General features: G+C 72.5%; 15 protein-coding genes. 11 read left to right on the forward strand and 4 right to left on the reverse strand.

Features of this window, described 5'->3' with window-relative positions:
- Positions 1-13 precede the first annotated feature (13 nt).
- Positions 14-811, reverse strand: coding sequence for an enoyl-CoA hydratase-related protein (locus AB0877_RS25225; RefSeq protein ID WP_366611938.1), 798 nt, complete (start codon positions 809-811; stop codon positions 14-16).
- A gap of 19 nt (positions 812-830) precedes the next feature.
- On the opposite strand from AB0877_RS25225, the gene hemW reads away from it, so the two are divergent.
- Positions 831-2054, forward strand: coding sequence for a radical SAM family heme chaperone HemW (gene hemW, locus AB0877_RS25230; RefSeq protein ID WP_366611939.1), 1224 nt, complete (start codon positions 831-833; stop codon positions 2052-2054).
- A 63-nt stretch (positions 2055-2117) separates the two neighbouring features.
- Here the strand turns inward: hemW and AB0877_RS25235 are convergent, their stop codons facing one another.
- Positions 2118-2744: a DUF4870 domain-containing protein gene (locus AB0877_RS25235; RefSeq protein ID WP_366611940.1), complete on the reverse strand. Its 627-nt coding sequence runs from the start codon at positions 2742-2744 to the stop codon at positions 2118-2120.
- Positions 2745-2969: 225 nt separating this feature from the next.
- On the opposite strand from AB0877_RS25235, the gene hrcA reads away from it, so the two are divergent.
- The 3 genes from hrcA to AB0877_RS25250 all read left to right on the forward strand — a co-directional run bounded on the left by hrcA (position 2970) and on the right by AB0877_RS25250 (position 5949).
- Positions 2970-3992, forward strand: coding sequence for a heat-inducible transcriptional repressor HrcA (gene hrcA, locus AB0877_RS25240; RefSeq protein ID WP_354946410.1), 1023 nt, complete (start codon positions 2970-2972; stop codon positions 3990-3992).
- A gap of 75 nt (positions 3993-4067) precedes the next feature.
- On the forward strand, positions 4068-5213 hold the full coding sequence (dnaJ, locus tag AB0877_RS25245; RefSeq protein ID WP_366612036.1) for a molecular chaperone DnaJ: 1146 nt from the start codon (positions 4068-4070) through the stop codon (positions 5211-5213).
- A 1-nt stretch (position 5214) separates the two neighbouring features.
- Positions 5215-5949 carry a 16S rRNA (uracil(1498)-N(3))-methyltransferase gene (locus AB0877_RS25250; RefSeq protein ID WP_366611941.1) on the forward strand — a complete coding sequence of 245 codons (735 nt, stop codon included), beginning with the start codon at positions 5215-5217 and terminating at the stop codon, positions 5947-5949.
- Positions 5950-5952: 3 nt separating this feature from the next.
- Here the strand turns inward: AB0877_RS25250 and ppk2 are convergent, their stop codons facing one another.
- Positions 5953-6864, reverse strand: a complete 912-nt coding sequence (gene ppk2, locus AB0877_RS25255) for a polyphosphate kinase 2 (protein ID WP_366611942.1) — start codon at positions 6862-6864, stop codon at positions 5953-5955.
- A gap of 72 nt (positions 6865-6936) precedes the next feature.
- Entirely contained in the window at positions 6937-7698 is a 762-nt protein-coding gene (locus AB0877_RS25260) for an SDR family oxidoreductase (protein WP_366611943.1), read from the reverse strand.
- A gap of 97 nt (positions 7699-7795) precedes the next feature.
- Here AB0877_RS25260 and AB0877_RS25265 point away from each other — a divergent pair, with 97 nt between their 5' ends.
- The 7 genes from AB0877_RS25265 to era all read left to right on the forward strand — a co-directional run bounded on the left by AB0877_RS25265 (position 7796) and on the right by era (position 13909).
- A complete protein-coding gene (locus AB0877_RS25265; protein ID WP_088988083.1) occupies positions 7796-8155 on the forward strand; it encodes a histidine triad nucleotide-binding protein in 360 nt (119 codons plus the stop codon).
- Positions 8156-8181: 26 nt separating this feature from the next.
- The gene (locus AB0877_RS25270; RefSeq protein WP_366611944.1) at positions 8182-9549 is read left to right on the forward strand and encodes a serine hydrolase domain-containing protein; all 1368 of its coding nucleotides are present in this window, start codon (positions 8182-8184) and stop codon (positions 9547-9549) included.
- A 131-nt stretch (positions 9550-9680) separates the two neighbouring features.
- Positions 9681-10739: a PhoH family protein gene (locus AB0877_RS25275; protein WP_366611945.1), complete on the forward strand. Its 1059-nt coding sequence runs from the start codon at positions 9681-9683 to the stop codon at positions 10737-10739.
- 15 nt (positions 10740-10754) lie between these two features.
- A complete protein-coding gene (gene ybeY, locus AB0877_RS25280; RefSeq protein WP_030491788.1) occupies positions 10755-11228 on the forward strand; it encodes an rRNA maturation RNase YbeY in 474 nt (157 codons plus the stop codon).
- A complete protein-coding gene (locus AB0877_RS25285; protein WP_366612037.1) occupies positions 11204-12628 on the forward strand; it encodes a hemolysin family protein in 1425 nt (474 codons plus the stop codon). The genes ybeY and AB0877_RS25285 overlap by 25 nt, the downstream gene beginning before the upstream one ends.
- Entirely contained in the window at positions 12621-13007 is a 387-nt protein-coding gene (locus tag AB0877_RS25290; protein WP_366611947.1) for a cytidine deaminase, read from the forward strand. Before AB0877_RS25285 ends, AB0877_RS25290 begins: the two co-directional genes overlap by 8 nt.
- Positions 13004-13909 carry a GTPase Era gene (gene era, locus AB0877_RS25295; RefSeq protein WP_366611948.1) on the forward strand — a complete coding sequence of 302 codons (906 nt, stop codon included), beginning with the start codon at positions 13004-13006 and terminating at the stop codon, positions 13907-13909. The genes AB0877_RS25290 and era overlap by 4 nt, the downstream gene beginning before the upstream one ends.
- Positions 13910-14002 lie beyond the last annotated feature (93 nt).

Here is a 14002-nt window from a genome sequence, read left to right on the forward strand (position 1 = left end):
CGAAGGCGGCGCCCTAGGGCCTGTCGCCGTCCAGGGCGGGCACCCAGCGGGCCGGCCGACGTTCACGGAACGCGGAGACCCCCTCGCGCCCCTCGTCGGAGAGGAAGTAGCCCGTCGAGACGGCGGAGAGCCGGGCCAGATCGGCCCGCAATTCGGCGGTGCCCGGTCGCCGCAGCAGCTCCTTCGCGCCGGCCAGCGCACCGGGCGCGCCGCGCACCAGTGAGTCGCAGTAGCCCCGTACCGCGTCGTCCAACCCGTCCGCCGGGACGGAGGCCGTCACCAGGCCGACCTCGGCGGCCCGGCGGCCGTCGAAGGTGTCCCCGGTCAGGTACAGCTCGGCGGCGGCGCGCGGGTGCAGCCGGGGCAGCACGGTCGCCGAGATCACCGCCGGGATCACCCCGATGCGGACCTCGGTGAACGCGAAGGTCGCCTCGTCGGCGCAGACCGCCAGGTCGGCGGCGGCGATCAGGCCCAGCCCGCCGGCCCGCGCCGGCCCGCCGACCCGGGCCAGCACCGGCTTCGGGCACTCCCAGAGCGCCGCCAGCACGTCACCCAGCATTCCGGCCGGCACCGTCCCGCTGGCGTACGCCGCGGCGGTCTCCTTCAGGTCCGCGCCGGAGCAGAACACCGGGCCGGTGTGGTCGAGCACGATCACTCGCACCGCCTCGTCGGCGACCGCATCCGCCAGCCCGACCAGCAACTGGGTCATCAGGGCGGTGGAGAGGGCGTTGCGGTTGTGCGGGCTGTCGAGGGTGAGGGTGGTCACCCCACGGGCCGTGGCGACCCGCACGAGGACGTCGGGAGAGGTCATGCCGGGCACACTAGTGGCCATGCCCGGCGTCCTTCCAGATGGTGAGACCGTCCCCGTCGACGGATCGTTGCCCGCCACCGCCACCGAGGCGGTCGGCGCGCGCGGCTTCGGCGTGTACGTGCACGTGCCGTTCTGCGCCAGTCGCTGCGGATACTGCGACTTCAACACCTACACCGCCGCCGAGCTGGGCGGCGGCGCGAGCCGCGAGGGGTACGCGGACACGGTGCTGGCCGAGCTGAGGCTCGCCGCCCGGGTGCTCGGCGACACTCCGCCGCCCCGGGTCGACACCGTCTTCGTCGGCGGCGGCACGCCCACCCTGCTCCCCGCCGACGACCTGGCCCGCATCCTCGACGGCATCGACAGCACCTGGGGGCTGGCCGCCGACGCCGAGGTGACCACCGAGGCCAACCCCGAATCGGTCACCCCGGAATCGTTGAAGCTGCTGCGGGCCGCCGGCTACACCCGGATCTCGCTGGGCATGCAGTCCGCCTCCCCGGGGGTCCTGGCGATCCTCGATCGCAAGCACAGCGCCGGCCGGGCCACCGCCGCCGCCCTGGAGGCGCGCGACGCCGGGTTCGAGCACGTCAACCTGGACCTGATCTACGGCACCCCGGGGGAGCGGCCCGAGGACTTCGCCGCCTCGCTGGAGCAGGTCGTCGCCGCCGGGGCGGACCACGTCAGCGCGTACGCCCTGATCGTCGAGGACGGCACCCGGCTCGCCGCCCGGATGCGGCGCGGCGAGCTGGCGTACCCCAGTGACGACGTGGCCGCGGACCGCTACCTGGCCGCGGAGGCCGCGCTCGACGCGGCCGGGCTCTCCTGGTACGAGGTCTCCAACTGGGCCCGCACCGAGGAGGCCCGCTGCCGGCACAACCTGCTCTACTGGACCGGCGCGGACTGGTGGGGGCTGGGGCCGGGGGCGCACAGCCACGTCGGCGGGGTCCGCTGGTGGAACGTGAAGCACCCCTCGGCGTACGCCAAGCGGTTGGCCGCCGGGGAGTCTCCCGGCCTGGCCCGGGAGGTGCTCACCGTCGACGAGGCGCACATGGAGGACGTGATGCTCCGGCTGCGGTTGGCCAGCGGTCTCCCGCTGGAGGTGCTCGACGCGGCCGGGCGGGCCGGCGCCGAGCGGGCCCTGGCCGGCGGCCTGCTGGCAGCCGACCAGTACGCCGCCGGCCGGGCGGTGCTCACCCTGCGGGGGCGGCTGCTCGCCGACGCGGTCGTCCGCGATCTGCTGCCCTGAGCGGCCCGCCACCCGACCGGGACGGCGGTGAATCGGGCCGGCCGGGGGAGCGGCCGGCCCGGTTCACTTGATGAAGTTGGCGGTCATCGGGTAGCGGTACGGGGTGCCCTCGTTGGCTTTGATGCCGGCGATGATCCCGAACAGGATCTGGATCACCACGACGGCGATGCTGGGCAGGAAGAGCAGGCACCAGCTCACGAAGAGCAGCACGAACGCGATGATCGACCAGAGGATCTGGAAGTTCAGGGCGGCCAGGGCGTGCGCCCGGACGGTCGGCGACTGCTGGCCGCGGGCCAGGTAGGCGACCAGCGGTGCGACGAAGCCCAGCGGACCGAAGCTGACCAGCGCGCCGAGCGCGCCGCCGAAGTGCGCGACCAGCGACCAGGTCTTGTCCTCGTTGTTGGCGTAGCCACCGCCGGGGCCGCCGTAGGCCCCACCGGCCGGGTAGCCGCCGGGCGGGGGATAGCCCCCCGGCGGGGGATAGCCGCCTGCCGGAGGGTAGCCGCCTGACGGCGGTTGGTCACCGGTGGGCGGCGGATAGCCACCGGCCGGGGGATAGCCGGCCGGGCCGGGCGCCCCGGACAGTGGTGCGGTGGGCGGCTCGGCCGACGGGTACGGCCCGGGGGAGGTGGGCTCCGGCGGGTAGTTGCCGGGGTCGCCCGACCCGGGAGGGCGAGGAGGTTCAGTCATGGATGTCACGGTAGGTGCCGGTGGCAACGCCGCACCAGAGCGACTTCGCCTCGTCGTGCGGGCCGTTCGGCTCGACGGGGTGTCGTGGGCCGCACCGAAGGGTGTCCGTTGATCATCGCGTCGGCGGGCCCGCCGACGTAGACTGGCACTCGTTACAGTCGAGTGCCAGGACGGCCCGGCCGGCCCGGAGCGCCGGCGGCCGACGTGCGACAGGAGGTGCGGAGGATGGGTCTCGACGACCGGAAACTCGCCGTGCTCCGCGCCATCGTCGAAGACTACGTCTCCACCCAGGAGCCGGTCGGCAGCAAGGCGCTGGTCGAGCGGCACCAGCTCGGGGTCTCCCCGGCCACGGTCCGCAACGACATGGCCGTGCTGGAGGAGGAGGGCTACATCCGGCAGCCGCACACCAGTGCCGGCCGGGTGCCCACCGACCGCGGCTACCGCCTCTTCGTCGACCGGTTGTCCCGGGTCAAGCCGCTCAGCCCGGCCGAACGCCGGGCCATCGAGCGTTTCCTGGTCGGCGCGGTCGACCTCGACGACGTGGTGCACCGCACGGTGCGGTTGCTCGCCCAACTGACCCGACAGGTCGCCGTCGTGCAGTACCCGTCGCTGGCCCGCTCCTCGGTGCGTCACCTGGAGCTGGTGCCGATCTCCACCACCCGGTTGATGCTCGTCATGATCGCCGACACCGGGCGGGTGGAGCAGCGACTCGTGGAGCTGCCCGGCCCGGTGCCCGCCGACGACGTCACCGACCTGCGCCGACTGATCAACGAGAAGCTCGCCAACGCCCGGCTGTCCGAGACGCCCCCACTGGTGCAGGCGCTGGTCGAGGAAGCGCCGACCGGCCTGCGTCCGACCATGACCACGCTCGCCACCGTCCTGCTGGAGACGCTCGTCGAGCGGCACGAGGAGCGGATCGCGCTCGCCGGCACCGCGAACCTCACCCGCGGCGGCCTGCTCGACTTCCAGGGCTCCCTGCGGCCGATCCTCGAAGCTCTGGAGGAGGAGGTCGTGCTGCTCAAGCTCATCGGTGAGACCGAGCCGAGCACGACCCGGGTGCTGATCGGCGACGAGAACGAGTTCGACAACCTGCGAGCCGCCTCGGTGGTCAGCACCGGGTACGGCCCGGGCACCACCATCCTGGGCGGCCTGGGGGTGCTGGGGCCCACCCGGATGGACTACCCCGGCAACATCGCCACGGTGCGCGCCGTGGCACGCTACGTGGGCGAGTTGCTGGCCCAAAACTGATTGGTCAGGGCCGACGCGGCCGGCTGCGGCCGCCGACCGGCGCAACGCGAGACGAACATGAGGACACGGAACGCAGTGGCCAGGGACTACTACGGCATTCTCGGTGTGAGCCGGGAAGCCTCCGATGACGAGATCAAGCGCGCCTACCGCAAGCTGGCGCGCCAGTTCCACCCGGACGTCAATCCGGACCCGGAGGCTCAGGAGAAGTTCAAGGACATCAACGCCGCGTACGAGGTCCTCTCGGACGACCGGAAGCGGCAGATCGTCGACCTGGGTGGTGACCCGCTCGCCCCCGGTGGCGGCGGCGCCGGCGGCCCGGGTGGCCCCGGAGGTGCCGGCCCGTTCGTCGGTTTCCAGGACATCATGGACGCGTTCTTCGGCGGTGCCGGAGGTGGTGCCCGTGGCCCACGGCCGCGTACCCGCCCGGGGGCCGACGCGATCCTGCGGCTCGAACTCGACCTGCACGAGACGGCCTTCGGCGTGGAGGCCCCGATCACCGTCGACACCGCTGTGCTCTGCACCACCTGCTCCGGTGCCGGCACCGCCGCCGGCACGCACCTGGCGACCTGCGAGGCGTGTGGTGGTCGGGGCGAGGTGCAGTCGGTGCAGCGCACCTTCCTCGGCCAGGTGGTCTCCGCCCGGCCGTGCACCGTGTGCCAGGGCTACGGCACCACCGTCCCGCACCCCTGCCCCACCTGCGCCGGCGACGGCCGGGTGCGGACCCGCCGTTCGCTGACCGTCAAGATCCCGGCCGGGGTCGAGGACGGCATGCGGATCCGGCTGGCCCAGCAGGGCGAGGTGGGCCCCGGCGGCGGCACCGCCGGCGACCTCTACGTGGAGATCCACGAGCGTCCGCACGACGTGTACTCCCGCAAGGGCGACGACCTGCACTGCCGGGTCACGGTGCCGATGACCGCTGCGGCGCTGGGCACCCGGCTGACCATCAAGACGCTGGACAGCGAGGAGACCGTCGACGTCAAGGCCGGCACGCAGCCGGCCAGCACCCTGCGACTGCGCGCCCGGGGCGTGCCGCACCTGCGCGGCACCGGCCGGGGCGACCTCTACGTCCACCTGGACGTGCGGACGCCGACCAAGCTCGACCCGGACCAGGAGAAGATGCTGCGCGACTTCGCCAAGACCCGGGGCGAGGAGGTCGCCGAGCTGTCCAAGCAGGGCGGCTTCTTCTCCCGGATGCGCGACGCGTTCAACGGGCACGCCTGAGGTGTCCGCACCGCTGTTCCTGGTGGAGGCGCTGCCCACCGGCGACGCGCTGACCCTGGACGGCCCGGAGGGGCACCACGCCGCCACCGTGCAGCGGTTGCGCGTCGGCGAGGAGTTGCTGCTCGCCGACGGCCGGGGTGGCACGGCCGCCGCCGTGGTCACGGCCGTCGGCCGGGGCACCCTGGAGGTCACCGTCACCTCCCGGGGGTACGCGGACGCGCCCGTACCCCGACTGGTGACGGTGCAGGGCATCGCCAAGGGCGACCGGGGTGAGCTGGCCGTGCAGGCGATGACCGAGGTCGGGGTGGACGAGATCGTGCCCTGGGCGGCGTCGCGTTCGGTGACCCAGTGGCGCGGCGACCGGGGCGTACGCGCCCGGGAGAAGTGGGTGACCACCGCCCGGGAGGCGGCCAAGCAGGCCCGCCGGCCGTGGCTGCCGGTGGTGGCCGGCGCGCCGGACGAGTCCACCGTCACCGTCGCCCGTCGGATCGCCGGTGCCGCCGCCGGGTTCGTGCTGCACGAGGAGGCCGACGACCGGCTCACCACCGCCGAGCTGCCCTCCATCGGCGAGATCGTGCTGGTGATCGGCCCGGAAGGTGGCATCGCCCCGGCCGAGTTGACCGCGTTCGTCGAGGCCGGCGGGCGGCCCGTACGCCTCGGACCGGCCGTGCTGCGCACCTCCACCGCCGGGGTGGCGGCGCTCAGCGTGCTCGCCGCCCGCCTCGGCCGCTGGTGACCGTCAGGGCCTCGGGAACACCGGTACGACCTCTTCCTCCGGCCCCAGGTCCAGCCCGGCGTTTCCGATGATCTGCGGGTCCGGTGTGCCGACCACCGCGGGGTCCTTGCCGGCGTAGTCGAAGCGGTTCAGCACGTGCCGCATCGCCTCGAGCCGGGCCCGCTTCTTGTCGTTGCTCTTCACCACCGTCCACGGCGCGTCGGCCGTGTCGGTCCAGAAGAACATCGCCTCCTTGGCCTCGGTGTAGTCGTCCCACCGGTCGAGTGAGGCGATGTCCATCGGGGACAGCTTCCACTGCCTGACCGGGTCGACCTGGCGGATCGCGAACCGGGTGCGCTGCTCGTTCTGGGAGACGGAGAACCAGAACTTGACCAGCCGGATGCCCGAGCGCACCAGCATCCGTTCCAGCTCCGGGGCCTGCCGCAGGAACTCCAGGTACTCCTTGCGGCTGCAGAAGCCCATCACCCGCTCCACGCCGGCCCTGTTGTACCAGGAACGGTCGAACAGCACGATCTCGCCGGCCGCCGGCAGGTGTGCCAGCCAACGTTGGAAGTACCACTGGGCGGCTTCCCGCTCGTCCGGCTTGGCGAGCGCCACCACCGACGCGCCACGCGGGTTGAGGTGCTCCATGAAGCGTTTGATGGTGCCGCCCTTGCCGGCCGCGTCCCGACCCTCGAAGAGGATCACCAAACGCTCACCGGACTCCTTGATCCAGTCTTGGAGTTTCAGCAGCTCGATCTGGAGCAGCCGCTTGTCACGGTCGTACTCGTCGCGGTCCAGCCGCTCGTCGTACGGGTAGTCCTCGCGCCAGGTCTCGACGGGGGTGCCGTCGGGGCGGAGCAGGACAGGGTCGTCGTCGTGGCCATTGGCCACCCGGTAGTCGGCGGTGAGGTCCAGCAGCGCGGAGTCGGCCATGTCGGTGGGACTTACCCTCCCGCGAACCGCCAACCACCTCCCCGGTCGGGTGATCTGCGGACGGGGTGGACCTCAGCTGCGCAGGTAGGAAGCGCCGTTGAGATCGACGATCGTGCCGGAGGCCCACTCGGCCTGCGGTGAGGCGAGCCAGTGCACGGCGGCGGCGATCTCCTCCGGTCGGCCCACCCGGTCGAACGGGCTCTGCGCCCGGATCGCCGCCCCCTGCTCGCCGTGCAGGTACTCGGTGACCATGTCCGTCGCCACGAAGCCCGGCGCGACGGTGGCGATCGTGATGCCGTAGGGCGCCAGCGCCACGGCGAGGGACTGGCCCAGCGCGTTGAGCCCCGCCTTGCTGGCCCCGTACGCCGGCTGGTGCGGCTCACCGCGGAACGCGCCACGGGACGAGACGTTGACGATCCGCCCGCCGCGTCCGCGCATGTGCTGGGCAGCGCACCAGATGGCGTTGCCGGCGCCGGTCAGGTTGGTCTCCACCACCTGCCGCCAGCGCTGCTGCCACTCCTCGTACGAGGCGCCGAAGATCGGGTGCGGGTCGTCGCGGTCGCCGTACGTCCCGGCGTTGTTGACCAGCACGTCCAACCCGCCGAGCAGGTCGGCGGCCCGGTCGACCATGACCCGGACCGCGTCCGGATCGGTGAGGTCGGCGCGGACCACCACGTGCCCGGTGCCCGGCAGCTGCGCGCGCAGCTCCTCGGCCGCGTCGGCGGAGTCGCGGTGGTGGATGGCCACCCGGTCGCCGCCGGCCGCGAACGCCTCCGCCACCGCGCGGCCGATCCCGCGCGAGGCCCCGGTCACGAGTACCGCCCGATCCGTCATGCCGGTCATCCTGCCTCAGCGAGCCTTGCCCGCGAGCAGGCTGGTGGCGGTCGCCGCGCCGGAGCGTCCCCGGCCCGTCGGTCCCTACACTGCTCCGATGGGATCCGACTGCCTGTTCTGCCGCATCGTCGCCGGGGAGATCCCGGCCACAGTGGTCCGGGAGACCGACACCACGCTCGCCTTCCGCGACATCGACCCGAAGGCGCCGGTGCACGTCCTGGTCATTCCGAAGGAGCACTACGCCGACGTCGCCACGCTCGCCCAGGGCGACCCGGCGCTGGCCGCCGACGTGCTGGCGACGTCCGCCGCCGTGGCCGAGGACGAGGGGCTGCTCGGCGACGGTTTCCGGCTGATGTTCAACACCGGCGCGTACGGCGGGCAGGAGGTGTTCCACGTGCACGCGCACCTGCTCGGTGGTGCGCCGCTCGGCCCGATGCTCGCCCGGGACCTGGCGTGACCCCAGCGGCGGCACCTGGCTCTGGGGTGGATGAGCACCTGGCCCGGCTGGTCCGGCGGGTGCAGGCCGAAGCGCGGGTGCCGGCGGTCTCCGCGGCGCTGCACCGGGCCGACCGACCGCTCTGGAGCTGCACCGTCGGCGAAACCGGCACCGACAGTCCGCTGGGCGCGGGCACCCAGTTCCGGATCGGCTCGATCACCAAGACGTTCACCGCGGTGCTGGTCCTGCAGTGCCGCGACGACGGGCTGCTGGACCTGGACGACCCGGTGGGCCGGCACCTGGACCTCCCGGCGCACGGCGAGCTGACCGTACGCCGGTTGCTGTCGCACACCGGTGGCCTGCAACGCGAGCCGTTCGGCGATGTGTGGGACAGCCTGCGCGCACCGGACGACGACCAACTGGTCGCCGAGCTGGACCGGGCCGAGCGGGTGCTGCCGACCGGCCGGCGGTTCCACTACTCCAACCTGGGCATGGCCGTACTCGGCCAACTCGTCGCCCGGCTCCGGGGCGGCAGCTGGGCGCAGGCGCTCACCGAACGGATCCTGACCCCGCTGGGGCTGACCGACACCACGGTGACCCCGCGCCCGACGGCGGCCACCGGGTTCCTGGTCGACGCGTACTCCGACGAGGCGCACCCGGAACCGCCGACCGACTTCGGCGCGGTCGGCCCGGCCGCCCAGCTCTGGAGCACCGCCACCGACATGGCCCGCTGGGCGGCGTTCCTGGCCGACCCGGCGGCGCTGGACCCGGCCGGCGCGGTCCTCGCTCCGGCCACCCTCGACGAGATGCGCTGGCCGCTGACCACCACCGACGAGACGCTCTGGGGCGCGGGCTTCGGGCTCGGGCTGATTCTGGTCCCGCAGGGGGAGCGGGTGATGCACGTGGGGCACGACGGGGCGATGCCCGGCTTCCTCGCCGGGGCGTACGGCCGCCGTGGCGGTGACGGCACGCCCGCGGCGATGGGCGCGGCCGTGCTCGGCTCGTCCGGCACGGCGACCGACCTGTTCGACCTGTCGCACCGGCTGCTGGCCGCGGCGGTCGAGCGCGACCCGGCCGAGATCGAGCCCTGGCGACCCGGCGCACCCGCGCCGGCGGCCCTGCGGGGTGCGCTCGGCCACTGGTGGGGCGAGGGCTCCGAGTACGTCTTCTCGTGGCACGACGGCACCCTGCGGGCGCGCGGGGTCGGTGACCCGAGCGGACGTCCGCCGGCGATCTTCACCCCGCTGCCGGACCAGCCGGACGTGTTCCGGGTGGTCTCCGGTCGGGAGGTCGGGGAGCTGCTGCGGCTGACCCGGGACGGGGCCGGCGCGGTGGTCCGGATGCACTGGGCGACGTACCGGTTCACCCGCCACCAGGAGACCTTCGACCGGTACGACTTCCGGGCCGGGAGTTGATCGCGGCCAGCGGAAATGGGCGCGATGCGGCCCGCGTTGAACCGATACGATGGGTGTAACGTCCGCACGCCAGGCCAGCAGGCCGGCGCCGAGATCGAGAGCAGGTGGCGCAGGGCCCTTCGGCCCAACCTATGACCGGCACCCCACCTCCCGGCCCGCCCCGGGTGCAGACCAGGATCACCGTGCCCGACCCGAAGATCATGGTCAATCTGCTCGGCGCAGGCGACGAGATCCTCAGACTCGTCGAACGCTCGGTCACCAGTGACGTGCACGTCCGCGGCAACGAGATCACCATCACCGGTGACCCCGCGGACAACGCCCTCGCCGAGCGGGTCTTCAGCGAGCTCCTCGAACTCATCGAGAAAGGCGAGACCCTGACCACTGACGCCGTCCGGCGTACCGTCGGCATGCTCGAGCAGGGCAGCGCCGAGCGGCCCGCCGAGGTCCTGACCCTCAACATCCTCTCCCGACGCGGGCGCACCATCCGCCCCAAGACGCTCGGGCAGAAGAAGTACGTCGACGCGATCGACACCCACACCATCGTCTTCGGCATCGGCCCCGCCGGCACCGGGAAGACCTACCTGGCGATGGCGAAGGCCGTCCAGGCGTTGCAGGCCAAGCAGGTCAACCGGATCATCCTCACCCGTCCGGCGGTCGAGGCGGGCGAGCGGCTGGGCTTCCTGCCCGGCACGCTCAACGAGAAGATCGATCCGTACCTGCGCCCGCTCTACGACGCGCTGCACGAGATGCTCGACCCGGAGACCATTCCTAAGCTGATGGCCCAGGGGACGATCGAGGTCGCCCCGCTGGCGTACATGCGGGGCCGTACGCTCTCCGACGCGTTCATCATCCTGGACGAGGCGCAGAACACCACGCCCGAGCAGATGAAGATGTTCCTCACCCGGCTCGGCTTCAACTCCAAGATCGTCGTGACCGGTGACATCACCCAGGTGGACCTTCCCGGCGGGACGAGCAGCGGGCTGCGGGTGGTTCGGGAGATCCTGGAAAACGTCGAAGACGTGCACTTCTCCCAGTTGTCCAGCTCCGACGTGGTCCGCCACCGGCTGGTCGGGGAGATCGTCGACGCGTACGCCCGCTGGGACGCCGAGCGGGAGAACCAGCAGGCGCAGGGCGTTCACGCCGTGCCTGGGCGACCCGCCCAGGGCGGCCGGGCCGGCCGCCGCCGCTAAAGCAGAGGAAAGCAGTTGTCCATCGAGATCGCCAACGAGTCCGGTGTCGACGTCGACACCGACGCCGTGCTCGCCGTCGCCCGGCACGCCCTCGACGAGATGGGGGTCAACCCCCTCGCCGAGCTGTCAGTGCTGCTGGTCGACATCGACTACATGACCGAGCTGAACCACCGCTGGATGGGTGGCGACGGCCCGACCGACGTGCTCGCCTTCCCCATGGACGAGGGCAGCGTCGACCACGGCCCGGGTGAGTCCGCACCGGCCGGCGGCGAGCCCGCCCTGCTCGGCGACATCGTGCTCTGCCCGGAGGTGGCGGCCAAGCAGGCGGCGACCGCCGGGCATGCGCCGGCCGACGAGCTGCACCTGCTCACCGTGCACGGGGTGCTGCACCTGCTCGGTTACGACCACGCCGAGCCGGAGGAGGAGCGGGAGATGTTCGCGCTCCAGGCTCGGCTGCTGGCGAGCTGGCGGTCGACCCGCACCCAGTGATGTCCACTCCTCCGTTACTCGCGGCCGGCGCCACCGCCGGCCTTCCCGACTTTCAGCTGATCGTCTTCGCCGCCGGTCTGGTGGTGCTGGCCGGCCTGATCGCGATGACCGAGGCGGCCCTCGCCGCGGTCTCACCGGCCCGAGCCGCCGAGCTGGCCCGCGACGGCGTGCGTGGCGCCCGTACCCTCCAGGTCGTGGCCGGCGACGTCGTCCGGCACCTCAACCTGCTCCTGCTGTTGCGGCTGCTCGCCGAGCTGACCGCCACCACACTGGTGGCGCTCGTGGCGGTGGACAGCTTCGGCGCCGGCTGGCGGGCCGCGCTGGTGACCGCCGGCGCGATGACAGTGGTCAGCTTCGTGGTGGTGGGCGTCGCCCCGCGCACCATCGGCCGGCAGCACGCCTACGCCGTGGGTCGTGCGGTGGCACCGCTGGTCCGCTGGCTGGGCCGGGCGCTCAACCCGCTCGCGTCGCTGCTGATCCTGATCGGCAACGCGGTCACCCCGGGGCGCGGCTTCCGGGAAGGTCCGTTCGCCACCCAGGTGGAGCTGCGGGAGCTGGTCGACCTGGCCGAGCAGCGCGGCGTGGTCGAGCACGGCGAACGCCAGATGATCCACTCCGTCTTCGCGCTCGGCGACACCATCGCCCGTGAGGTGATGGTGCCGCGGACCGAGATGGTGTGGATCGAGGAGGGCAAGACGCTCGCGCAGGCGCTGGTGCTCTTCCTCCGCTCCGGCTTCTCCCGCATCCCGGTGATCGGCGAGAGCGTCGACGACGTGCTGGGGGTGCTCTACCTCAAGGACCTGATCCGGCGCTCCCGTGGCGGGGACCCGAGGGCCGAGCAGCTGCCGGTGGCCGAGCTGATGCGCCCGGCGACCTTCGTACCGGAGTCCAAGCCGGTCGACGACCTGCTGTCCGAGATGCAGGCGGCCCGCAACCACCTGGTCATCGTGGTCGACGAGTACGGCGGCACCGGCGGTCTGGTCACCATCGAGGACATCCTCGAGGAGATCGTCGGTGAGATCACCGACGAGTACGATGTCGAGCGCCCGCCCGTCGAACGCCTGGCGGACTCCTCGGTGCGGGTGACCGCTCGCCTACCGGTGGAGAATCTCGGCGAGTTGTTCGACACCGACCTGCCCACCGACGAGGTGGAGACGGTCGGCGGTCTGCTCGCCCAGTCGCTGGGGCGGGTGCCGATCCCGGGGGCCGAGGTCGAGGTCGCCGGTCTCCGCCTGGTCGCCGAGGGCACCACCGGCCGGCGCAACCGGATCGACACCGTCCTGGTCAGTCGGGTGGAGCCGGGCGACGAACAGGACACCGCGGGGCGCGGCGAGCACGCCGGCCCCGGAGACGACACGGACAACCATCGAGACGACGAGAGGCAATCCGCCGATGCCTGACACTCCCGCCGCGCCTGCCGCCCGGCCCACCCCCACCGCGTCGGGCGCGCTGAGCGCCGAGGACGGCAAGCTCGTCGTCCTGGCCCGGGGAGCCCGCGCGCGGGTCGGTGCCGTTGAGGGCGCCGCGGTCCGCGACCAGGACGGCCGGACGTACGCGGCGGCCAGCGTCGCGCTGCCGTCGCTGACGCTCACCGCGTTGCAGCTGGCGGTGGCGTCGGCCGTGGCGGCCGGGGCGAGTCGGTTGGAGGCGGCGGTGGTGGTGACCGAGGCGTCGACGCTGGACGGTGCCGGGCACGCGGCGGTACGAGACCTCGCGGCGGACGCGCCGGTCCACGTGGCCGCTCCGGACGGCACGATCCTCGGCACGGTGACCCAGTGAGCCCGGTGCAGGATCCGCAGGCGCGTCCGTACCGGGCGGGGTTCGGCTGTTTCGTCGGTCGCCCCAACGCCGGCAAGTCGACGTTGACCAACGCCATCGTCGGCACCAAGATCGCCATCACCTCCAACAAACCGCAGACCACCCGGCACGTCATCCGGGCGGTGCTGCACCGACCGGAGTCGCAGCTGGTCCTCGTCGACACGCCGGGCCTGCACCGCCCCCGTACGCTGCTCGGCGAACGTCTCAACGACCTGGTCCGGTCCACCTGGACCGAGGTCGACGTGATCGGCCTCTGCATCCCGGCGAACGAGCCGGTCGGGCGCGGCGACAAGTTCATCACCGGCGAGCTGGCCGAGTTGAAGGCGACAGTGCTGGCGGTGGTCACCAAGACCGACCTGGTGAACAAGCGCCAACTGGCGGAGCAGTTGCTGGCGGTCAGCAAGATGGGGGAGTTCGCCGAGATCGTGCCGGTGAGCGCGGTCTCCGGGCACCAGGTGGACACCCTCGTCGACGTGATGACCACGTACCTGCCGCCGTCGCCGCAGCTCTACCCGGACGACATGCTCACCGACGATCCCGAGCAGGTGCTGGTCGCCGAGCTGATCCGGGAGGCCGCCCTGGAGGGGGTCCGCGACGAGCTGCCGCACTCCATCGCCGTGGTGGTGGAGGAGATGATCCCCGAGGGTCAGGTCATGAAGATCTACGCCGACCTGTACGTGGAGCGGCCCAGCCAGAAGGCCATCGTGCTCGGGCACAAGGCGAGTCGGCTCAAGGAGGTCGGCACCACCGCCCGCAAGCAGATCGAGGAGCTGCTCGGCGGTCGGGTCTACCTCGACCTGCACGTGCGGGTCGCGAAGGACTGGCAGCGCGACCCGAGGCAACTGCGCAAGCTGGGCTTCTGACCCACCTCGTCGGCGGTGCCCGACCGGCGGGACAGCGGTCGTTTGGTACGGGCGCCACGCAGGGTAGGAGAGTCGTGCCCCGCGTCCCCGACC

Source organism: Micromonospora sp. NPDC047644, assembly GCF_040704315.1.
GTDB lineage: Bacteria > Actinomycetota > Actinomycetes > Mycobacteriales > Micromonosporaceae > Micromonospora.